Annotated in this window: 22 protein-coding genes; 1 reads left to right on the top strand and 21 read right to left on the bottom strand. The window is 56.8% G+C overall.

The window, feature by feature from the left end; genetic code table 11:
* The first annotated feature begins 14 nt into the window (after nt 1-14).
* Entirely contained in the window at nt 15-953 is a 939-nt protein-coding gene (locus NYE26_RS04325; RefSeq protein ID WP_339254133.1) for a 2-dehydropantoate 2-reductase N-terminal domain-containing protein, read from the top strand.
* 523 nt (nt 954-1476) lie between these two features.
* On the opposite strand, the gene NYE26_RS04320 is transcribed toward NYE26_RS04325, so the two are convergent.
* From NYE26_RS04320 to NYE26_RS04220, 21 genes are all read right to left on the bottom strand, one after another.
* Nucleotides 1477-2283, bottom strand: coding sequence for a hypothetical protein (locus NYE26_RS04320; RefSeq protein WP_339254131.1), 807 nt, complete (start codon nt 2281-2283; stop codon nt 1477-1479).
* 15 nt (nt 2284-2298) lie between these two features.
* Nucleotides 2299-3597, bottom strand: coding sequence for a radical SAM family heme chaperone HemW (gene hemW, locus NYE26_RS04315; RefSeq protein ID WP_339254129.1), 1299 nt, complete (start codon nt 3595-3597; stop codon nt 2299-2301).
* Between the two features lie 4 nt (nt 3598-3601).
* Entirely contained in the window at nt 3602-4888 is a 1287-nt protein-coding gene (locus NYE26_RS04310) for a radical SAM protein (RefSeq protein ID WP_339254127.1), read from the bottom strand.
* Between the two features lie 26 nt (nt 4889-4914).
* Entirely contained in the window at nt 4915-6198 is a 1284-nt protein-coding gene (locus NYE26_RS04305) for a radical SAM protein (RefSeq protein ID WP_339254125.1), read from the bottom strand.
* 2 nt (nt 6199-6200) lie between these two features.
* The gene (locus tag NYE26_RS04300; protein ID WP_339254123.1) at nt 6201-6959 is read right to left on the bottom strand and encodes an alpha/beta hydrolase; all 759 of its coding nucleotides are present in this window, start codon (nt 6957-6959) and stop codon (nt 6201-6203) included.
* 39 nt (nt 6960-6998) lie between these two features.
* Nucleotides 6999-8174 (bottom strand): flavodoxin family protein, encoded by a 1176-nt coding sequence (locus NYE26_RS04295; RefSeq protein WP_339254121.1) that lies wholly within the window; start codon nt 8172-8174, stop codon nt 6999-7001.
* On the bottom strand, nt 8171-9610 hold the full coding sequence (locus NYE26_RS04290; RefSeq protein WP_339254119.1) for a U32 family peptidase: 1440 nt from the start codon (nt 9608-9610) through the stop codon (nt 8171-8173). The genes NYE26_RS04295 and NYE26_RS04290 overlap by 4 nt, the downstream gene beginning before the upstream one ends.
* Complete coding sequence (hemW, locus tag NYE26_RS04285) at nt 9607-10989, bottom strand: radical SAM family heme chaperone HemW (protein ID WP_339254117.1); 1383 nt, start codon at nt 10987-10989, stop codon at nt 9607-9609. The genes NYE26_RS04290 and hemW (NYE26_RS04285) overlap by 4 nt, the downstream gene beginning before the upstream one ends.
* Complete coding sequence (locus tag NYE26_RS04280) at nt 10979-11296, bottom strand: carboxymuconolactone decarboxylase family protein (RefSeq protein ID WP_209878720.1); 318 nt, start codon at nt 11294-11296, stop codon at nt 10979-10981. The genes hemW (NYE26_RS04285) and NYE26_RS04280 overlap by 11 nt, the downstream gene beginning before the upstream one ends.
* Before the next feature lie 14 nt (nt 11297-11310).
* Nucleotides 11311-12678: a radical SAM family heme chaperone HemW gene (hemW, locus tag NYE26_RS04275; RefSeq protein ID WP_339254115.1), complete on the bottom strand. Its 1368-nt coding sequence runs from the start codon at nt 12676-12678 to the stop codon at nt 11311-11313.
* Nucleotides 12679-12694: 16 nt separating this feature from the next.
* Nucleotides 12695-13003 carry a TIGR04076 family protein gene (locus NYE26_RS04270; protein WP_339254113.1) on the bottom strand — a complete coding sequence of 103 codons (309 nt, stop codon included), beginning with the start codon at nt 13001-13003 and terminating at the stop codon, nt 12695-12697.
* A gap of 53 nt (nt 13004-13056) precedes the next feature.
* The gene (locus NYE26_RS04265) at nt 13057-13818 is read right to left on the bottom strand and encodes a cyclase family protein (RefSeq protein WP_339254111.1); all 762 of its coding nucleotides are present in this window, start codon (nt 13816-13818) and stop codon (nt 13057-13059) included.
* Between the two features lie 8 nt (nt 13819-13826).
* Entirely contained in the window at nt 13827-14792 is a 966-nt protein-coding gene (locus tag NYE26_RS04260) for an amidohydrolase family protein (RefSeq protein WP_076079592.1), read from the bottom strand.
* A 50-nt stretch (nt 14793-14842) separates the two neighbouring features.
* Nucleotides 14843-15223, bottom strand: a complete 381-nt coding sequence (locus NYE26_RS04255) for a cupin domain-containing protein (RefSeq protein WP_036723287.1) — start codon at nt 15221-15223, stop codon at nt 14843-14845.
* 10 nt (nt 15224-15233) lie between these two features.
* Entirely contained in the window at nt 15234-16433 is a 1200-nt protein-coding gene (locus NYE26_RS04250; RefSeq protein WP_339254109.1) for an MFS transporter, read from the bottom strand.
* A 20-nt stretch (nt 16434-16453) separates the two neighbouring features.
* Nucleotides 16454-16834 carry a holo-ACP synthase gene (acpS, locus tag NYE26_RS04245; RefSeq protein WP_036723284.1) on the bottom strand — a complete coding sequence of 127 codons (381 nt, stop codon included), beginning with the start codon at nt 16832-16834 and terminating at the stop codon, nt 16454-16456.
* On the bottom strand, nt 16831-17049 hold the full coding sequence (locus NYE26_RS04240) for a phosphopantetheine-binding protein (protein ID WP_036723283.1): 219 nt from the start codon (nt 17047-17049) through the stop codon (nt 16831-16833). Before NYE26_RS04240 ends, acpS begins: the two co-directional genes overlap by 4 nt.
* Nucleotides 17050-17095: 46 nt before the next feature.
* The gene (locus tag NYE26_RS04235) at nt 17096-18343 is read right to left on the bottom strand and encodes a beta-ketoacyl synthase N-terminal-like domain-containing protein (RefSeq protein ID WP_339254106.1); all 1248 of its coding nucleotides are present in this window, start codon (nt 18341-18343) and stop codon (nt 17096-17098) included.
* Entirely contained in the window at nt 18340-19653 is a 1314-nt protein-coding gene (locus tag NYE26_RS04230) for a beta-ketoacyl-[acyl-carrier-protein] synthase family protein (RefSeq protein ID WP_339254104.1), read from the bottom strand. Before NYE26_RS04230 ends, NYE26_RS04235 begins: the two co-directional genes overlap by 4 nt.
* Before the next feature lie 17 nt (nt 19654-19670).
* Nucleotides 19671-20126 (bottom strand): SRPBCC family protein, encoded by a 456-nt coding sequence (locus NYE26_RS04225; protein WP_339254102.1) that lies wholly within the window; start codon nt 20124-20126, stop codon nt 19671-19673.
* 173 nt (nt 20127-20299) lie between these two features.
* On the bottom strand, nt 20300-20899 hold the full coding sequence (locus NYE26_RS04220; RefSeq protein ID WP_162174671.1) for a winged helix-turn-helix domain-containing protein: 600 nt from the start codon (nt 20897-20899) through the stop codon (nt 20300-20302).
* Between the last annotated feature and the right edge of the window lie 52 nt (nt 20900-20951).

Below are 20951 nucleotides of genomic sequence, written 5' to 3'. Positions count from 1 at the left end.
CTCAGGAGGCTAATATGCGAATTTTATTTTTCGGCAGAGGTGTCATATCGGTCCAGTATGCTTGGGCGATGGAACAGGCAGGGCATACCGTGGAATTTTACGTTAGAGAAGGGAGGAAAGAAACTTTTGGAAGCAGCATTAAGCTTGAAATGTGGGATGCACGAAAAGGAAAACAGCTCGTCAAAGAAAACTGGAACGTTACATTGCATGAGAAAATCAGTCCCGGTTATGACCTCATTATTGTGAGTGTCAACACGGAGCAGCTTCCGGCAGCAGCACAACTATTATCGGCAGTTGCCGGGAGCACGCCTATCCTCATCTTCAATAACCTTTGGCAGGATTTGAAATCATCGATCTCGCCCCTGTCTATGAACAATGTGGTCTTTGGATTCCCGGGAGGCGGCGGTGGCATTGAGGACAACAGGCTTAGAGGCGGCTTTTTAAAAATGCTGTTTCTGGAGCAGCCACGGGCAGGCACTGAAGCTATTAACAACAAGGTCAAAGTGCTATTGGAAAGTGCCCATTTTAAAATTCGTTGGATCAAGGATATGCAAAACTGGCTCTGGAATCACTTCGCCATGAATGCGGCAATGGAAGCCGAGGTGTTGAGACTGGGAAGTTTTGCGGCAGTCTTGGATCATAGCGACTCATTCGCAAATGTTGGCAGGAGTATGAGGGAGATAATTCCGGTAATAAAAGCCAGAGGCGGAAAAGCTGATGCAACTTCTCTGCTGCTGACTAAGATCCCGCCGGCACTTCTCGGCACGCTGTTTAACAAGCTGGTTTTTGCAAAGGGTAGCTTAGCACGGCTTTTCATGGAATACAACAATAGCAAAGCAGGCTTTGCGATACATGAAGTTGTGCGGGAAGCGAAAAAATTAGGTATAGCTTTGCCTCGGCTTGCTGCGGCTTTGGAAAACAGTGGACAACACAAAGTAGAGGTATCAGGATAGGAGTGGTTTAAGCTATGTATTGAAACAGAGTAATTCTGAGTTCAATCCACGCACTCTACACACGTAGAGTGCGACTGCATCCAAATTAACAAATACATAAACACAACACACTACAAAATAAGCCGGACCGCATACTTCAGTATGCAGGCCGGCTATCTCTGTTTCCTTTACTTGACTAGGACCTCAGCGTGGTGCTCTCTTCCACTCTTCCAAGTGGACTCAGAGGCCCTTATTTCGCGAAAAATCCAACTTTTCCAGCATTCGCGGACTACAGGGCGCTTATTGATGGATATGCCACCTGAAAACGCCTCGCAGAGAGACAATAAGCGCACTACAGTCCGCCTAGCCGCAAAAAACAAGGTTTGTTTAAAAATAACGGCCCTCAGGTCCGCGAAGGAGCATGGAGCAGCAGAGTTGGGTAACCAGACGGATTCGCTCCCTCAACAAGCGTATTTCTCAGGAGCCTTACGCCGCCGCCCCTCCAATCCCCCGCGAAGCGCCTCATTCCGCCCCCGCTCCCCCATCAAGCATTCATCAACACCTGAATACGCTCCACATCCTGGCTGAATTTTTTGGCCAGGCGGGCTTTGCCGAGGTTGGATTTTACGATCTTTTGCATGCGCTTGTCATCGGTTACAGCGAACTTGGCGAGCATGCGGAAGCCGGCTTCGGGGGCGCGTTCCACAAAGACGCTAACTGCGTATTCCAGACCCTTGGACAGCACGCGGAATTCCTCCGCATTGCAGTGGGTCCGGCCTTCAGCGATGCCGTCCAGGATCTCCTCCGACAGCTCCAGCGCATACAGCACGTTCGCCTGCTCCTTTAGCATCGGCGGGTGGGCCAGGGCAGCGACGAAGGCCCGCTGCTCCAGCGCGTTAGCCGTTCCTTTCATGCCGTCGAACAGTGCGCGGAGCACGCCGAAGTCCTGCTCCCCGATGCGCTGCAGCGCCATCGCTGCCGCCTCGCGCATCCGCCAGCGTGCATCATTCATCGCCGCCCGGCAGCGCTCCAGAATGATCTGCTGGCGGGCAGGCTCTGCATAGCGGTAATAGCTGCCCATCGCCTGGAGCGCGCAGAACGGCAGGAACTCGCGGGGATCATCCGTAGGAGCTTCCGCCTCTGTCTTGCCCGTCCACTGCACAAGCAGCTCCCAGGCTTCACTGGCCACCCAATCCGACGCGAAAGCATCCGCGAAGGTGGAAGCCGCCCCCAGATTCGCCCGCGGCCCCGGCAGATTCGACTCGCCGAGCAGACGCTGCTCCAGCTCCGCATACTTCCCGGCCTCCTGAAGATCGCCGTAGAAGACATTTTTACTCACTTTACTGTTCATTTCAGTACCCCTCCATTATTTTGGAAAAGCCATCTTGATCTGCTCCTCGCAGAACTCCTTACATACATTGTTGCCCCAGAACAACCCGTGGAAACGCGTGAGCGCAATCGTGTCCTCGCGGATCTCCACCAGCCCTTCCTTCACGAACTTGTCGAACAGCTCGGGGAAATGCTCCTCCGGGTAAACTCCGAATTTGCGGCGGAACTGCTGGCGGTCAACCGCTGTACGGCGTAGGCCCATCGCCAGGAACTGGTTAGGCAGATCCTCTGCCTTCACTTCGTAGCCTAAAGCAATAGGGAGGTCGCCGGATGTAATCTTTTTCACATATTCAGGGAGTAATTTCACATTCTGGTAGGCATAGCCGCCCACATCGCCGAACGCCCCCAGCCCCACAGAGAGCAGGTCCAGGTAATCGTCGAAATGCTTGCGGCTATACACATGATGGCCTCCCGGCCGGACGAAATCATACGTGGATTCCACCGAATAGCCCTGCGACTCCAGATAACGGCAAGCCTCTATATACATCTGCTGCTCCAGCTCAAGTCCGCCGCAGGCCGGAAGCTCACCGCTGGCAATGCGCTTCGCCAGACCGAAGCCGGGAATGATCTTCAGCGGAAATAACGTGACATGACCGATCTCCAGCTCCACTACCTTCGCCAGATCCGCAAGCCATTCCTCCATCGTCTGGCCCGGCAGATTGTACATCAGGTCCAGGCTGACGTTCGCAATGCCCGCCTCTCTGGAATCCTGAATACTGCGCAGGGAATCCTCACCGGTCTGAAGCAGCCCGAGGCGTCTGCCCAGCTCATCGTTGAACGTCTGCACCCCGAGACTGATCCGGTTCACCCCAAGCGCATGGAGCAGCTTAAGCTTGGCGGCGGTGAAGGAAGCAGGGTTACCCTCGAACGTAATCTCTTCAACTCTCTGCATAGGCAGTGTAGCCTGTAGCTGCTCGAATAATGCGGTGATCTCTTCCTCGTCCAGCACGCTTGGCGTCCCGCCGCCGATATATAGCGCCTCCACTGAGCAATTGCGGATCTGCGGCGTCATCCCGTACATCTCCAGCTCGCGGAACAGCGCAGCCAGATAATCCTTGCGGGCTCCCTGCTCGTTGAACGCCTTGGGGTACGGGCAGAACGGGCAGATGGAATCGCAGAAGGGAATATGTACATAGACCAGCTTGGAGCTTGCCGCAGCTTGATTCAAGTTCATCAGAGACGGCAGCCGTGCGCTGTCCTCTGGCGACACCGGAGTGTTCCCCATGGGATAATGCCCTATCCCGATCTCCCGGAACGGGTACACTGGCTTGTTCATTCTATCAAGTCCTTCCTCCAATTGAATTCATAAGCATATCCTTATAGATGTGGCGTGATGCAGACAGAGCATCGGTGAGCAAGTCAGCGCTGTAGTCCTTAGACTGGTAATAGGCCGGAAAAAGCAAGTTATCCTCAGCCCGGATCACCTGCTCCTGTAGAGCGATATTGTAGAGTGCGGTGTGAGGGTAGACACGGATGCCTTGGCTGGCCAGAATATAGACCGGATTCATCTGATTGACCAGCTGCACCGTCTCCTGCACCGTCTCCGCATTCTCCCCAGGCCCGCCGAACAGCAGCGATACCGAATAAGGAAGACGATATTGCTCCAGCAGGTGTCCCAGTTCAACAAGCTGCTCCGGGGTGAACTGCTTGCCCATCCGCCGGAGCATCTGCCGCGAACCCGAGTCGGCACCGATGTCTACGAAGCGGCAGCCGGTCTCCTTCAGCAAGCGGATCAGGTCCCCGGTAATATGGGCCGGAGTCAGGGCGCAGCTCCATTCCAGCAAGGGGCTGGTGCGGCCGATCAGCCGGCAGAACTCCATCGTCTCCTCCACATCATGATTGAACACACCGTCTACAAAAGTAATATTATGCACCTGATAGTCATTCTCCAGGATCTTCATATCTTCGCTGAACTGCTCCGCAGGAATCCGGCAGGCGCCGGCATTCATGTAGCCCTCCGAGCAATAGATGCAGTGCCGGCTGCAGCCTCTGGAGGCCTGATAGCCCATCGAGGCTTTTTTGATGCGGGGGTTCGGGATAAAATACTGCGGAGCGAACAGCGGCTTCGGCGGAATACGGCTGTACACCGGATGATAGGCGGGATCTGCATTACGTACCGTACCTGTCTCCGGGGCCTGCCCCCGCTCGATCTCACGGGCCAGCCGCACCGCTTCCGCTTCGCTCCCGCTCCCCTTGATGCCGTAATCCGCCCCCAGCTCCTTCACCAGCTCGCCCGGCATGACCAGCATGGCAGCTCCGCCAAGCAGTACCTTGGCCGAACTGCAAATACGGCATACCTGCATGACTTGCTGTAAGAAAGAGAGATAGCTCTCCGGCTGCTGAATCACCTGGTTGTCGATGTTGCGTACCGAGAGGCAGATCAGATCCGCTCCGGTGACCCGCAGCTCCTCGCGGAGTGCCTCCAGCGGCTCAGCCATAAAGGCCAGATCCAGAAAGCGTGTCCTGAATCCGGCAGCGGTCAGAGCCGAGTAGACCATTCCCGCCCCGACGGGAAGAACTGGCAGCGGCTTCAGCAGTGTATTCGTAGACACCACCAGTATTCTCATGCTTCACTCCACCCGCTCTTCCTCTTTCATATGAACATCCAGTCCGGGTTACGCTCCCGGTACGGCGCACAGATGCTGTTCGCCTGCTCCAGACTCAGCTGCTGAGACATGAAGAACTTCGGATGGAGCAGATCATCCGGCTCCGGCGAACCGACATAGCTGTACATATCAGTGGACGGCAGTATACGGATGCCGAACAAGCCGAAGATGCGCTGCACCGATAGCTCCTCCATCAGATCCAGCGTCTCGTGCAGGGTCTCCGGCGTCTCCTCCGGCCCCCCGATCAGCAGGCAGAAGCTGAAGTCCAGCTCCTGGTCGCGGCAGAGCTGGACCACTGTCCGGATCTCGGCCTGCCGGAAGTTCTTCTTGAACGACCTGAGGCAGATATCGCTGCCTGAATCAATGCCGAACTCCACCTCTGTACACCCGGCCTGCTTAAGCAGACCGGCGAACTCTGCCGTGAAGAACCGCGGATTCAGGAAGCAGCCCCAGGACAACGGAAGCGTCCGCCCGATCAGCTCCCGGCAGATCTCTTCGGCATGCTCCAGCGGATAGTTGAACACACTGTCCACGAAATCAAAAGAGCCGATATCATACTGAACCACCATCTGCTCAATTTCATCGGCAACCCCCTTCGGCGACCGCAGACGGACGGCCCGGCCCTCCAGAGACGGGTAAGCACAATAGGTGCAGCTTAGCGCACAGCCCCTTTTGGTCAATACATTATGGCGGACCCTCCGCTCCACATCATAGCTGTGCAGAAACCCGCTGCGGCTGGGAAAATACTCCTGATCCAGCTGCTCAGGCGCATACGGCGACCAGTAATTCCATTCCCCGGCCCTTGTCCTGAACATGAGCCCGCTTACTGCGGACGGCACCTGCCCCGCCTCCAGCTGGTTAAGCAGCTCCACGATACTGTCACAGCCGTCACCGACAATGCCGTAATCGGCTCCCGTCTCCTGCAGCCATTGCCTGGGCAGTAGCGAGAAGCCCGCCCCGCCCAGAATGATACCAGCCCTGCTATTCCATTCACGCACCCAATCCACCATCAAGCAGACCTGATCCACGAAGCTCCGGGGGTACTGCATGCAGCAATTATCCAGGTTACGGATCGACAAGCCGATGTAATCAGGCGCATAGGCGTTAAGGTAATTCGTAACGGCCTCCCGGGTGTACTCCAGCTGGGTCATGTCCAGCATGCCTGCCTCCCAGCCGGAAGCGACAAGACTGGCGTGAATATAGCTAAGACCCAGCGGGAATACAGGGGGCCGCTTCTCCGTATTCGCCGAGATCAGCAGCACTCTGCCCATGCTCACTCCCCCTTAAGAAAAGTAAGCGCGGCAGCAGCTACGTCTTCGCCCGCCTCAAGAAACATAAAGTGTCCAGCGCCTGGAACCGAATGCATCCGGGAGTCCGGCAAATACCGGTTCAGCTCCAGCGCCTTGTGCAGCGGCGTAATCCGGTCCGCCTCCCCGCTAATAATCAGCGTTCTCTGCCGGATGCCCTGAAGGAGCGGCCGGAGATCGGGATGCTTGATCTGAATCATCAGACGGTGGGTCGCGGCAGGCAGCCGGGACCAGCCCTCCAGAATCTGATGCTGAACCTCTTCATGCCCCTCGGTGAAAAAATACGGAACCGCCGCCGCATTCGTCTGCCGCACAGCCTCCGGTGTGATCTCTTCCCCGTGCTCCGGCCGCTTGAACGGAACCGCGAAGGTGGCGGCGGCCCCCATCAGCACCAGCTTCTTCACCCGGTCCGGCTCACGGGCGGATAGCAGCAACGCAAGCGTGCTGCCCAGGGAATGCCCGATGATCGAGACCTGCTTCAGCCCCTGCTCTTCCAGCAGCCTGAGAATATCATCAACCATGTCCTCCAGAGTGAAGGCCGGACCGGAATATTCCGACTGGCCGTGTCCGCGCAAGTCCGCGCGAAGCACCTGGTAATGAGGCTCCAGCGCCCGGGCCAGGTCCCCGAAGACGAGCGAAGAGTCCCGGTTGCCGTGCAGACACAGCACAGCCTCCCCGGCGCCCTGAATACTGTAATGTAAAGGTATCCCCTTAGTCTTCAGCATGTAGTGTGTATCCTCCCTTGAACTTCCCGGCCAGGCCGCTCATACGACAGCTTCCTCCAGATAGTCCACGACCCGGTCTATATCCCGGCCGTCTGCTTCATCGACTGCAAACAGCCGCCACTCCCCGGGGCTTCTGCCAATCAGAATGGCCGGCTGTCCGGGCTCCAGGGTGCAGCTTGAGGCCAGCTTATCCTCCCAGTCATAGTAGAGCGTGAAGCCGGGAACGGTCTGGCTTGTCTTCTCCTTCACGAATTCATGCGTGATGAAGTGGGGCAGCTGCCCCACTCTTGCAATCAGCGCACAGTCTGCGCTCCCGCCGAACTGCTGCTCCAGCTGTTCCAGCAGCGGCCCGCAGCGGAGGCTGGCCTGCTGATCGCCGATAACGAAGATGCGCGGCTGAATCGAAGCCAGTTCACCGAGCGTAACCTCCTCATCCCGGACGTCCTGCACAGTGAAGGCAGACCAGACTTCAGCCTGCACCCCGCGTTCCTGGCTCTGCTCCATAGGGTCCTGCCCCCCGCTTCCCTGTCCTTGCCCTGCCCCCGACTGCCCGGGAAGGTCGAAGTAAGAGAAGCCCAAGGAGGAGGCCACCCGCATCCCGACCGCCCGGGCCATCATCTTCGCCTCCTCCGCTTCTTCAATCGGCTTGCTCCAGGAGCGCTTGCGGATGCCCGGCTGGCCGTCATATTCAATCAGGCTGATGCCCGCGCTGGCAATCATCGACAGCTTGATCGCCGTGAAGCAGGGCATCAGCGAGGCCAGCGCCCATTCATGCCCCGGTCCCGCTGCGACAACAATCTGTCCGGCTACCTTGCCCTTGAACGCCTTACCCTTCACTCCGGCTACCCGGTCATAATTGTAGTACTCGAAGTCCAGATCCTCGTCGCTGCACGGCTCGCAGCGGTCGATCCAGTTCTTCCAGACGGCCGGAAGCGAGAGCGCATAGACCGGGGAGGCGAAGACGAACCCGTCCGCCTCCTTCAGCTTGTCGTACAGCTCTGTCAATTGATCCTCCGGGTCCTTCAGCAGGTGGCAGTGCTTGCCGTTCATGCAGTTGCCGCAGCCGTCACAGGGCAGAATGTTGTAATCATTCAGCCGCAGCAGCTCCGTCTGCACCCCCTGCTCCGCTGCGGCTTCAAGCGCAACAGAGAGCAGATATTCGCTGGAGCTGTGATGCTTCTTCATGGACCCGGCAAGCCCGATGATCTTCTTCATCCGGCTGCCTCCTCTAAGTCCAGCTCAGCCGTATCGAAGCCCAGCGCCCGCAGATCGCTAAGCGCGAACATCCGGAAATCTGCCGGGGTGCACAGTACATTGGCCTTGGCGACATCCTGCCGTAAGACCTGGGCACTTCCCCGGGCAGCCGCCAGCTCCTCAGACTTCTTACGGATCTCAGGACCGGCCATATCGCGGATGAACTCAGGCTTGCGCCCAATGACCGCGCCCAGGAGACTCTCGCCCTCCGCGCTCCAGACCGCCTTCGCTCCTGGCGCTGACTCGAAGAAGCTTCCCGAAGCGAGCGCCGCGAACAGCTGCTCGAATTCCTTCAGCGCCTCATCCCCGGGCTTTGCCATGGACACGGTCCGACTGGCCCATTCGGCACAGTAGCCACACTTGTCACAGTCCATCCGGTCGCAGCGCTTCGAGCGGAAGCCCTCCAGGAAGCCTTCCAGACTCTCGTTGTCGATGCTGGCTTGGAAGCTGAACAGCAGGCGGTAGACCTGTCTCATTTTGTCGGACGGTGCGAAATCCTCCTTGATGTTCTTCGAGAAGTTCGGCATTTCGAAGTCGGCCTCCGCCATCCGCGAATTGAGCAAGCTGAGCAGGTTCCCCTGATACTTCCGCCCGGAGTAAGACTGCGCAGTAGCCGCAATCTTCTCCGTGGTCTTCATCCGCTCGGTCAGCTTGAACTTGTGATAGCCCAGCTCTTCATAGATATACATGTCCTCCGGGCGAATCCACTGCGACTTCAGCAGCTCCTCCGGGTGCTGGAGCTTACGCTCCGTACAGCGCAGCATATAATAATCCAGCGCGAAGCCTTCGGTCACATGGTTGCACTGCGAGGCGTGGCTCTGAAAATTCGCATGATTATGGCGCATCGGGCAATCCAGCATACAGTCATTGGTTGCAATGAGCTGATAGTCGCAGCGGGTATTCTTGCGCAGGCTCTCCAGGAAAGCGAAGTCACGGTTCCGGCTCTCGGGCAGGGTAATCTCGCTGACGCCTTTTTCCTCGAAATATTGGGCTTGTCTGAGCGTATTCACATTGGCAAAGGTAGACAGGCTGATCTTCACATCCGGCAGCGCGGTGCGCACCATGTCAATCAGCATCGGGAGCGATACCGTCACATATTCCGGCTGCAGCGTGCCGATCCATTCCAGCAGCTCGCGCAGGCGGTAATGGAAATCCTTCGTCGTCTCCAGGTTATCCAGACAGGTAGCGTTCAGCAGATAATTGAACTTGAACCCGTAGGCATGCAGGAGCTTCACATGCTCCTCCACCCTCGCCCGGTCTATGGTAGGCAGTGCAAAGGTTGGTCTTCCGCCGCCCACCAGATCAGAGGACAGCTTGCCGTAGAAAACATCCACATGCGAATCCTTCAGCAGGATAGGCAACCGGTCATCAAAGTTCGTGCCGACAGACAGCTTCATCCCTTCAGCTCCTCTCCGGCAGCCTCAGCCGGCTTTTGTCCGCGTGCCAGCTTCACACGGCTCTCGAAGGTCTGCTGGTTCGCTTCCGAGAAGAATTCCTTACAGACGTTGTTGCCCCAGACAATACCTCTCGCGGACAGGCGGATCTCATGCTCATCCGTTTCCAGCAGGCCTTTGGCTACCAGCTCATCGATCGTCGTACCGAAGACCTCCTCCGGCTGGAATCCGAACATGCCGGTGAAATCCTTCCGCTTCACGGACAGCATCCGCAGGCCCTTGGCCATCATCCCGTGCATCGCTTCCAGATCATCCGCCTGACTGGCAATGAAGACGGACAAGAACTGCTGCTGGAGCCGGTTGCTGTACTCCTGAATATCCCCCTGGTTGATATACATCAGCTTGTTGACATAACCGAAGGCGGCCGGGCCGTGCGCGAACAGATCCTTCTGCTGGGTATAGTACAAGAGGACATGCCGGTCCTCGAACCCCGGCTTGGCGAAATCCCACACGCTGTACTGGACATAACCCTCTTCCTGCAGCAGCCGCTTGGCTTCCAGGTACATATCCACTTCCAGCTCGACACTGCCGGTTGGCGGAATCTTGCCTTCCTTAATCATTTTGAACAGTGCCGTAAAGGGTACTACACACAGAGAGAATACCGTGATATGGTCAATGCCCAGACGTACAGCCGTACGGACATCCTCCAGCCATTCCTCCATGGTCTGCTCAGGCAGGTTGTACATCAGATCAATGCCGATGTTCCCGAAGCCCGCCTCCTTCGCTTCCTCCAGCACCTCGAAGGCCCGCCGGGAATCATGGCTCATCCGCAGATGCTGCCCCATCTTGTCATTGAAGGTCTGGATACCGATGCTGATCCGGTTCGCCCCCTGGGCACGGATGGCCTGCATTTTCTCCAGCGTCAAGGTTGCCGGACTGCCCTCGAATGAGATCTGTGCATCCGGCGTCACCCGGTAATTCTCCTGAACGCTCTTCAGCATCTCAACCATCCGCCCGGCAGACAGAGCCGAAGGCGTTCCGCCCCCGAACGTCACCGCACTGATCGTGGACTGCGAACCATACGGGGAAGAGGCATAGATGCCGATTTCGGCCTTGACGGCCTCCATGTACTGCTCGACCTGCTTTTCCTGATAGGCCATCTTGTTGAAGGGACAGAAGATACAGACGGAAGCACAGAAGGGAACATGGACATAGACTGCGCCGACATTATGCGCCGGAGGCTGGTCACCAAGGCCCATTGTTCCGTAAATATCAGCCGGGGTAACCTCGGTCACAGGATTGGGATAGTGGGACACACAGATTGGATCTCTATGGGGATAGACGTTGTAGAAGGATTCGTTGGTTGTGGTCTTAACTGCCATGATGAACACCCCGCTTGGCTTCCACAGCCGACAATGCCGCAGCGAGACCGGAGGAGACAGCCTCAATCCCTGCCACCGGCAGACAATTCATCACGGTCTCTGTCACTTCCTCCGCGCTCGCACCCAGCTCATAAGCCTTCAGTGCATGCAGCCGGATGCCATAGGTAGAACGGTCTGTAACTACGCAAGCCAGCCGGATCAATTCCCGCACCTTAGGCTCAAGCGTCCCCGTATCCTCAATCGACTTGCACATGCTATCAAAAGCGGCCCCTACCTGCGGATTAACTCTCATCAACATATCGCTCATCAGCTATACCCTCCTTATGATTGAACCGATTGTACCGATTGCACCGGGCGTCCCTTGGCCAGCTTCATCCGGTGTTGAAGCCCGTAATCCGCATATTTGGCGGAGAAAAATTGCTTACTCACATTGTTGCCCCATATAATGCCGTCCTCAGTCAGCCGAATCCCTTCCGCATCCTGAATCAGCAGCCCGTCCTGCACCAGACGCTCTATCGTCTCCGGGAACAGCTGCTCCGGCTCCTGCCCGAACATCTTCACGAACCCGGCACGGTTCACGGACAGCATCCGCAGCCCCTTGGCCATGGCCCCGTGCGCCAGCTCCCGCTCGTCGGCCTTCTCCCCGCAATTGACCGGCAGCAGCCCGTCCTGCACGCGGGTCATATATTCATTCAGATTGCCGCTGTTGATATACATGTAGCCGTTAATGATGCCAAAAGCAGCCGCGCCAATGCCGATCATATGCGCCTGCTCCGAGAAGTACAGGGTGGCGTGCCGGTCCGTCTTGCCCGGCTTGGCGAAATCAATGACGCTGTACTGCTCATACCCGGCTTCCAGCAGCATCTCCTTGGCGATGGTATACAGCTCAATCTCCCGGTAGACATCCCCGATGCCCGGAATCTTCCCGTCCGCTATACGCGAGGCGATCTGCGTATGCGGCACCACACAGAAGGAAATCACACAGATATGGTCAATCTCCTGCTCGATGGAGGTGAGGATATCCGCCCGCCACTGATCCAGCGTCTGACCCGGCAGATTGTACATCAGATCAATGCCGACATTCTCAATACCGCTGTTACGCGCATTCTTCACTAATGCGAACGAATCCTCGACACTGTGATACAGTCCCAGTACCTCGGCAAGCTCCTCCTGGAAGGTCTGCACGCCCACGCTGATCCGGTTGAGGCCCTGCAAAGCCAAGGTCTCCAGCTTGTCCGCCGTGAAATTACGGGGGTTGCCTTCGATGAAGATCATGGCCTCCTCTTCCACGCGGAAGGACTGCTTCATGTATTGCAGGAGTCCGGTCAGCTCCTCCGAGGACAGGCAGGAGGGTGTCCCGCCGCCCAGATTAATGGAGGAGACCGTAACACTGCTGCCAAACGGCGTAGCTGCATAGCTGTCCATCTCCTGCCGGACAGCAGCCAGGTAGCGGTCCACCTGATCCTGCCGCTTCAGATAACGGTTGAAGGGGCAGAACGAGCAGGTCGCATCGCAAAAGGGAATATGCAGATACAGCGCTACCGGCGTATCCTTGGTATTCAACTGATCCAGCTCCATCAGCGACCGGACCTCAGGCTCTGTGTGCTGTGAGACAGGCACCGGATAATGCGAGACGCAGATCGAATCTCTCTCCTTGAACATTTCAACGTATAGCTTCGCATTATTCATATGGAGCAGTCTCCCTTCATTTGGATTGCAGCATCCGGCCTGCATATGGAGAATCTCCGGACGGCTCCACCGGGATGCGGCGGATTTCCATAGTCATCTGGTTGCGCATATCCGGGCAAGCCGAGTGTACAATATTGCCCTCCGGGTCCCACGGCAGCTTCGCATCCATGTTCAGCGCCAGCAGCATCGGGAAGACCGCATGAAAGGCCGTTCCGCACAGGTTGCCTGCGTTAAGCGGGGAGACCTTCATGATATCCCCTTCCTTATGTCCTGCCCGGCAATGCCCCTTAACGCCCGTAACCTTAAGCTCAAATTCATAATTCATCCCTAAATCCTCCTCATATCATATGTGATTCGTTTCACTTGTACTGAAATGCGCTACCCGATAATCGCTACTGCCCGTACCCAGGCCGCCCCGGCCTGCCTGATCTTGATCGGAAAGCATGCCACCTTGAACCCGTACGGTACCGGAATCTGCTCCAGATTCGCCAGGCGCTCCATGTGGCAATACGTCTGTTCTCTGCCCCAGAAGTGAGCGGGGAACAGATAGGCGTTATCCCCTGTCCGCTTATAATCGCTGATCATATGCTTGAACGGACGGTCGAACCCGTAGCTGTCGATGCCCATCAGTCTGATGCCTTGGCCGGTCAGGAACGCCGTAGCCTCCCTGCTCATGCCCGGGTAATCCGTAAGATACCGGGGGGTTCCCCAGTGCCGGTCCGCACCTGTCCGGATCAGCACAATATCCAGCGGCTTCAGCTGGTAACCGATCCGCTCAAGCGCCTGCTCCACATCCTGCTTCTCAATCGCCCCGCCCGCCTGGATATGGGTGAAATCCAGCACCACTCCGTCGCCGAAGCACCACTCCAGCGGCACCTCGTCAATGGAGGCTGCCAGCGCTCCCTCACTCCTGGAGCCGAAGTGCAGGGGGGCATCGAAGTGGGTTCCGGTATGAGTGGACGCGGTGATCATCTCCATATTCAGGAACTCTTCGCCCGGGAAGTCCTTCCGGCTCCCGTCGAATTGGCGGGCGAAGCGGTCCGCCCCCTCCTGATGGCCGGTCTGCTCGAACCCGTATGGGGCCAGCTCGCCCGGATTCTGCTCCATAGGCACACTTAAATCTATGAACTGAACTGCCATGTCCTCACCTACTTCATAATTCTGAGTGCGTTGCGTCCCAGGATGTTCTGAACATCCTCCCGTTTGATCTCCTTCACCCCCATCATCAGCTTCATGGGCAGCGGGATCACTACCTTTTGCATGTAATTCAGCACCTCGGCGATGTTCGGGGTAACCGTCCAGTCCGAGCCCCAGAGGATCTTGTGGCTGCCGCAGACCGAGATCATCTTGGCCAGCTCCATCCGGAATACCTTCGGATTATTGTGAATCAGGATATTGGCAACCGCCGTGATCGTCACATACATATTGTCGTGTCTGCCGACCATGTAATAGCACAGGTCATTCCAGGGATGGCCCATATGCTCCACAATCAGGGTCAGGTCGGGAAAATCCACAGCAACATCATCAAGCAGTATCGGGTAGTTATGCTTCATCCGAAAAATACTGCCCGGCGTAATCCCGGTATGCACGCTGACCGGAACGCCCAGCTCGCTGCACCGCTCATACAGCGGATACAGCAAATCCCGGTCATTCAGGACGAAGCCCCCGTAATCATTGGGGTTCAGCTTGAAGCCCTGCATGCCCAGCGTCTTAATGGCATAATCCAGCTCCGCCAGCGCCTCCTTCCCCTTATAGGGATTGACGCTGGCGAAGCCGCGCAGCTTGTCGGGGTGGGCGCGGACCGCCTCGGCGATTTTCTCATTGGACAGCACCTCATAGCCGTAGACATCCTCGAAGCTCAGCTGATGAACCCAGCTCATGGCGATCTGATTCTCGTCCATACAAGCAAGGTAATCCTCCAGCATATTGTTCTCATCCACGAAGCCGTCTCCGCCAGCGCCCACCATCTTTTTCAGATATTGCAGGTCATCGAAGCCCTTCTGCTTCTTGTAATCCGGGACGGTCCCGGCCGCGGCCAGGCTAAGCTCCAGGCTCTTATTCTCCTTGACGGCGAAATGGGCATGGGTATCTACAATCACAAGATCACTCTTCACGTTTGTCTTCTCACCACTTTGCTTAGAATTGGTATTGCCTAGAAGGGAGGTCAGACCTCTCTGTGCCCGATCTCCGGCCTGGGGGCCAGCGGCGCTGTAGCGAAGACCAGCTCCAGCTCGCCCGGACCCTCATTGACTACCCGGTGCCGCTCACCTCTCCGCGCAATGAACAGGCTATTCTCCCGGATGGCATGCGGAATATCCTCAATGAACGCCGTTCCCCGGCCCCGGACGACGTAGACATTCTCTTCGCCGTAATCATGAAGATGCTCCTTGATCTCTTCTCCCGGCTGGAGCAGGACATGGCCCATGATCAGCTGGGTGGACCCGACTGTCGCCGGACTCGCCAGTACGCGCATCTGTCCTCCTCTGGAATGAACCACCGGCACTTCATCCATATGGACCACTGTTTTCGTGTAGACCTGGTTCATACTGCACCCCTTATCCCGCAGATTTATATTCGGTGACGCCAGCTTTTTCCTTCTTACCAAGGCTCAGTGAGATCAGCAGCGTCAGCACCATCAGCCCGGCGGCCACCAGATAGCTGGGATGCGTTCCGATTCTGCTGTAGAAGAATCCGCCAAGCGTGGACCCCAGCGCAATCCCGACCCCCTGTAGGGTCCGGAAGGTTCCCAAGGCCGCGCCCATCTCCATCGGATTAATCTTAATGACCTTATCCGTAATAATCGTATTGACCAGGGTAATAATTGGCCCTTCCGTAAGTCCGATCAGGGCATATCCGAAGGTTAGCAGCCAAGGATTGAAGTCAAGTGCATACAGCAGCACAAGCGCTCCTACACAGATCGACTGGGCCCAGATCAGCGGTGCATGTCTGCCTACCTTGTCTGAGATCCAGCCAACGAAGACTGCTCCGAACGAGGCTACTGCTTCATACGGAATGAAGAGCAGGCTGAGCAGCACCAGGGAGATATCCTGTTCCTTAGCCGCGAACGGCACCAGGAAGGTAGTGAAGACCCCCACCATGAAGCACAGGGTTCCGACAATACCCGCCAGCAGAATTTCGCGGACGCCCAGCCATTTGAAGGAGCTTTTGAAGGCTTGCCCGATGCTTCTGCTTGTATTCTTGACCCCAGTCTCCCTCAGCAGCACCGTGGTAACCAGCGTGGACAGCAGCAGCAGTGAAGCCAACACCGCGAAGGAGGTATGCCAGCCGAAATAATTGCTCAGCAGGCCGCTAAGCACATACCCCAGCACCGACCCGGCACCGATGGCCCCGGACACAATGCCCATCGCTTTGCCCCGCTCCTCGGGCTTGCACACATCCATCACCACCGCGAAGATCGGTGTGGACACGAAGCCTCTGGCGAAGCCGAACAGCAGCCACCCCGCCGTGAACAGCAGGACTCCGTGGGATGCAGCTACCATGAATACGGCCACGGCCGACAGAGCCATGGAAGCGATAATAATCTTCTTCCGCCCGTAGCGGTCCGCGAACACGCCGGAGGGAATCGACAGAAAGGTCATCACCAGCGAGGCAATCCCCGCTATCGTTCCAATCTCACCGGAGGTCATGCCGAGATCACTGCTGATCAGGGGTGCGATGGGGAAGATGCTGACCATAATTGAAAATACAAGTAGAATGTTGATGGCCAAAAGTGTGAATATTTTGTTGTTGCTCATGTGACTCGTCCTCCTCACAGTCATTGACTGCTCTCAATAATGATGAATGCAGCAGCATAATCACCGTGATGACTGATGCTTACATGGATGGAATCCTGCTGCTGTACATAAGGCTCCAGGCTGCGGCTGCGGACCAGATAGGGCTGGCCGCCGGGATGGTTAAGGAACTCCAGCTCATTCCAGTCCAGCTCACAGTTCATTCCGGTGCCGATGGCCTTCAGCAGCGCTTCTTTGGCGGCGAATCTGCCGGCCAGGAAGTGTTCGGCATGTCTTTTTTTACAGGCGAACAGCTCCCTCTCTTCCATGGAATAATACTGCTGTACGAACAGTTCACCGCATTTCTCCAGCATCTGCTCGACAAAGCTGATACTGACCAGATCCATGCCGATCCCTCTAATCATGCCTTCAAGGCAACGGCTTCGATCACTTGGGCTACAGAATACGTCTTAAGCACCCTACTCTCAATGAAGATGCCAAACGCCTTCGCAAGTGCTGTAGAGACCAGCGCCAGCTCTGTTGAATCCAGAGCCAAATCGTCATAGAGCCGCGATGATTCGATAATCTCATCCTCAATGCCAATATCCTCAATGATTGCTTTTACCTTCTCGAATACCATTAGATACACCCTCCCGGTTAAGTTAATGTGCCTTAATGTTCATCCTTCACAAGCCTTCAGCGTTCACAACCAGTGCCGAAGAGACACCCCCCCTCCCTCTGGACAGAATCAGCGAAGACTCCACAGCGGTCCGGCGGCTGACCCCCGGCACGAAGTTCAAGCCATTGTCCTGAACGGATTCTGCCAGATACGGAAGGCCGGGTAGCTCCCCGTGATTCATAGCCAGCACGCTCAGTGCCACATCGAACGCCCCTGCCGCTCCAATCGTGTTGCCGAAGACGGTCTTGGGGCAGCCCGCCCACTTGGCTTCTGTACTACTGCCGAACACCTCCTGAATGGCCGAGCATTCAATTCCGTCTTCGCGGGCGGAGGCGGCCCCATCCAGCGACAGATAGCCGATCCGCTCCGGCTGCGTCTCCGAATGCCCGATTGCCAGCCGGATCGCCCTGGCACACTGCGCTATACTCTCCTCAGGCGGGGCGGCGGCTTGGCCGTCATTCGTGAAGCCGAAGCCCTGGATGCTCGCCCGCACCCGGCGGGACGCCTCGCGCTTCTGGAGGCTGCGCTCCGATTCGAGGCACAGGAACGCGGCTCCTTCAGCCAGGGCCAGCCCGCTGCGCCCCTCCACGAACGGCCGGTATGCCGTCTGCGGGCGGTCCGCACTCAGATTCAGCAGTCCCTCCGTGTTATAGAAGGAGAGCGCCCACGGATCGAGCGGCGTCTCGGCTCCGCCAACGATCGCCGCATCGATAATCCCGTTGCGGATAGCTCTGGCCGCATAGGCAATGGCGAGCAGCCCGCTGCTCCGGTCGGCGATTACCGTCTTGCTGTAGCCCTTGATGTCGAAGGCCAGGGACATATGCCCTTGTGCCGCCGCAGGGAACCAGTTGCTCGCCAGATTTGGGTCAATGAAGGGCGCCCCTTCGGTATGGAGGACACGCAGGCCATTCCGTGCACTCTCCCAGCCGCCCGAGTTGTTGCCGACGAAGATGCCGATCCGCTCGCGGCTCATCTGATCAAGCTCCCAATGCGCATCATCCATGGCATCCTTCGCAGCCAGAATCGACATGACAGAGAAGCGGGAGCATTTCTTGAGCAGACGCTTCGAGATGACCTGCTCCGGCTCCATCCCACGGACTTGTCCAGCGAAGGGAGGCGCGGTACCAGTCGTACCCTCAAGCTGGAGCGGAGTCATATAATTACGGCCGCTCAAGAGTCCTTCCCAGAAGGCCCCGGCACTATTCCCGCACGGCCCCACCATTCCTACTCCGGTTACGAATACTGTATTCTTCATAGGCTGCACATCCATTGTTCAGTCTGAAGCTTGCCTGCCCGATTGCTGTATTCGTTTGCTGCCAGAATCATCGCGGAGTGAATCCCGGAGAATCCGCTGGCATTGGTCAGAATATGGTACAGGTCGCGCTGGATCGCTTGCTTCGGCACATAATTCAGATCACAGGCCGGGTCCGGCTCGTCCAGATTGGCGGTTGGCGGGATATAGCCCTCGTTCAAGGCCAGCAGGCAATGCACAATTTCAATGGCACTCGCTGCCGAGAGCGGATGACCTACCATGGATTTCGTGGAGCTGATCGGGATGGAGTAGGCGAGCTCTCCGAACGTTCTTTTATAAGCCGCGGTCTCAAAAGCATCATTCTGCGGAGTCGAGCTGCCATGTGCGTTGATATATTGAATGTCCTCCGCTGTCAGGCCCGCGTTGCCCAGCGCCTCGTTCATCGTCAGACTGAGCGCATCCCCATCCTGTGGCAGATCGGTCATATGAAAAGCGTTATTCGTACTGGCGAATCCGGTCACCTCGCCATAGATCGGCGCCTGCCGCCGGAGCGCATGCTCCAGCTCCTCCAGCACCACGACGGCACACCCCTCGCTGAGAACGAAGCCGCTGCGGTTCTTCTCAAAAGGTCTCGAAGCCCGCTGCGGGTCATCGTTGAACCTGGAGGTCAACGCACCGATGGCATCGAAGGAGGAGATGGTCATGGAGCTAACCGGTGCTTCCGCTGCGCCGCAGATCATGACGTCATGTTCCCCGGCTATAATCGACTCATAGCCATATCCGACAGCATCAATGCCGCCCGTGCAGCCTGTAGACATGACCAATACCTCTCCCTGAAGCCCGAATTCATGCGCCACTTCGAAGGCAATATAAGAGAACATGCCTTTGCGGTACAAATCCTCCTGACATAGTCCATGATCAATCGGCCCCTGCCCGCCCTCCGTCATCCGCAGGAAGGTCTGCTCCGAGAACGGGGTATCGGCAATCGCATTGGCGATGCAGACCCCGGAACGCTCCCGCAGCTCCTTCGTGAACACAAGCCCCGCGTCGGCAACCGCCCTTATCGCGGCGTTGACCGCCAGAATACCCGGCCGCCCCATGCCTGCCCGCTGCGCTTCATCAGCCGTCCGGCCCAAATGCTCGAACTGCGGTATTGTGCCGGTAACGCGGCTTTTCAACGCCATATGCTCATAGCCCTGCAAGCGGTCATATCCCACCTTGCCCTGCAGGCTGTTCCTCCAGAACTGCTCCAGCGTATTCCCCAGCGGGGTAAGCAGCCCCATGCCAGTGATCACGACTCTTTTTCTTGTCACATTCTCCATATAAGCCCTCAGCTCCGAACCGTTTGCTTCTCGATATTGTGCTTGATCGCCGTCATCTGCTCCTTGGTCGTGCGGTTCAGATGCGCTTCCACCTGCTCCCCGGTCAGCCCGCTTGCCGGATCTACCTCGAATTCCTGAATCCAGGTCATATACGTCCCTTCGTCCTGCTCCTCATAGAGCCATTCGAGATTCATATGCTTGAACGGCAGCAGCGGCGCCAGGCGTCTGGCCGTAATCCGGAAGTTCGGCCGGTCCAGCCAGCGTTCAGATTCCCACGTGCGCGAAGGCCGGTTCCCCTCGGGATGTGTCGTCAGCTCAAACCGGATGTAGGCCTCCCCTTGCTCCAGCACCCGCGTTTCCTTATATTCCGTGAATAAATCTGTCCAGTGCGCAATATCATTCGTCCGCTCAAATACGGTGATCCGGTCTGCGTGAATCCAGATACTGTTCTGAATCTTTGCCACTCCATCTGCCTCCCCATTCGTATTAATGACATCGTAACGCCTAAGCCCGGAAGGGGACATAACCCGGCTGTTAAGCTTGCGTTAATTTACAGTTATTGTTGATTTATGGGAGGATACGGAAGAGTACAATCTATGTATTTCCCGGGCACAAAAAAAGACCTGACAGAACTCTGTCAGATCAATGGGTTCACCGAATATCCGATCCCCCGGCGAAACAGGATGATGTCGCTTCGTCCGGAGATGATCTCGATTTTGTGCCTCAGCTTGTATACGTACTGCCTCACAATCTCAGGGGATGTATACCTGTCCCATAGCTGGTGCAGAATCTGCTCGGTGGGGATGTACTGGCCCTGGCATTCCAGCAGCAGCTCCAGGAGTTCGAACTCTTTACAGGTAAGCTCAATGACGAATTCTCCGACCTTCAGGGATTTGGAGTGCAGATGAAGGGCGATATCCTTGATTTGTCTGGTGTGGTGTGTGTGAGGGGCCAGTCCTTCGTCGAACCAGCAGCGCAACCGGCTGAACAATTCCTCCTGGAAGCCGTTGCGCTCGAAGCTGCTGATGTACATATGATTGGAAGGAAAAGGGACAGGGGTACCCTGCGCGCTGATCTCTTCTACAATGAAGAATATTCTCAGCGTAAGCATCTGTTGCAGATACTGCATCGTGTGAATGAAGCCCGGGTTGAAATCAGGGGTGCTGATCACTACACCATCCAGCTGTAGGCCTTCCTTCACAATATCGACCAGCGCCTCCAGCTCCTTGAAATGCAATACCTTACAACCGTACTCCTGTGCAAAAAAAGAATGAACAATTTTAAACCTG

The sequence above is a fragment of the Paenibacillus sp. FSL P2-0136 genome, from assembly GCF_037975325.1.
Lineage (GTDB): Bacteria > Bacillota > Bacilli > Paenibacillales > Paenibacillaceae > Paenibacillus_AQ > Paenibacillus_AQ silagei.
Note: the sequence above shows the minus strand (reverse complement) of the source record. Positions and strands in the feature narration are given on the sequence as shown.

What these genes read in the sequence shown, in the direction of transcription:
- NYE26_RS04325 (WP_339254133.1), top strand. Translation starts at nt 15, where the DNA reads ATGCGAATTTTATTTTTCGGCAGAGGTGTCATATCGGTCCAGTATGCT.
- NYE26_RS04320 (WP_339254131.1), bottom strand. Translation starts at nt 2,283, where the DNA reads ATGAACAGTAAAGTGAGTAAAAATGTCTTCTACGGCGATCTTCAGGAG.
- hemW (WP_339254129.1), bottom strand. Translation starts at nt 3,597, where the DNA reads ATGAACAAGCCAGTGTACCCGTTCCGGGAGATCGGGATAGGGCATTAT.
- NYE26_RS04310 (WP_339254127.1), bottom strand. Translation starts at nt 4,888, where the DNA reads ATGAGAATACTGGTGGTGTCTACGAATACACTGCTGAAGCCGCTGCCA.
- NYE26_RS04305 (WP_339254125.1), bottom strand. Translation starts at nt 6,198, where the DNA reads ATGGGCAGAGTGCTGCTGATCTCGGCGAATACGGAGAAGCGGCCCCCT.
- NYE26_RS04300 (WP_339254123.1), bottom strand. Translation starts at nt 6,959, where the DNA reads ATGCTGAAGACTAAGGGGATACCTTTACATTACAGTATTCAGGGCGCC.
- NYE26_RS04295 (WP_339254121.1), bottom strand. Translation starts at nt 8,174, where the DNA reads ATGAAGAAGATCATCGGGCTTGCCGGGTCCATGAAGAAGCATCACAGC.
- NYE26_RS04290 (WP_339254119.1), bottom strand. Translation starts at nt 9,610, where the DNA reads ATGAAGCTGTCTGTCGGCACGAACTTTGATGACCGGTTGCCTATCCTG.
- hemW (WP_339254117.1), bottom strand. Translation starts at nt 10,989, where the DNA reads ATGGCAGTTAAGACCACAACCAACGAATCCTTCTACAACGTCTATCCC.
- NYE26_RS04280 (WP_209878720.1), bottom strand. Translation starts at nt 11,296, where the DNA reads ATGAGCGATATGTTGATGAGAGTTAATCCGCAGGTAGGGGCCGCTTTT.
- hemW (WP_339254115.1), bottom strand. Translation starts at nt 12,678, where the DNA reads ATGAATAATGCGAAGCTATACGTTGAAATGTTCAAGGAGAGAGATTCG.
- NYE26_RS04270 (WP_339254113.1), bottom strand. Translation starts at nt 13,003, where the DNA reads ATGAATTATGAATTTGAGCTTAAGGTTACGGGCGTTAAGGGGCATTGC.
- NYE26_RS04265 (WP_339254111.1), bottom strand. Translation starts at nt 13,818, where the DNA reads ATGGCAGTTCAGTTCATAGATTTAAGTGTGCCTATGGAGCAGAATCCG.
- NYE26_RS04255 (WP_036723287.1), bottom strand. Translation starts at nt 15,223, where the DNA reads ATGAACCAGGTCTACACGAAAACAGTGGTCCATATGGATGAAGTGCCG.
- NYE26_RS04250 (WP_339254109.1), bottom strand. Translation starts at nt 16,433, where the DNA reads ATGAGCAACAACAAAATATTCACACTTTTGGCCATCAACATTCTACTT.
- acpS (WP_036723284.1), bottom strand. Translation starts at nt 16,834, where the DNA reads ATGATTAGAGGGATCGGCATGGATCTGGTCAGTATCAGCTTTGTCGAG.
- NYE26_RS04240 (WP_036723283.1), bottom strand. Translation starts at nt 17,049, where the DNA reads ATGGTATTCGAGAAGGTAAAAGCAATCATTGAGGATATTGGCATTGAG.
- NYE26_RS04235 (WP_339254106.1), bottom strand. Translation starts at nt 18,343, where the DNA reads ATGAAGAATACAGTATTCGTAACCGGAGTAGGAATGGTGGGGCCGTGC.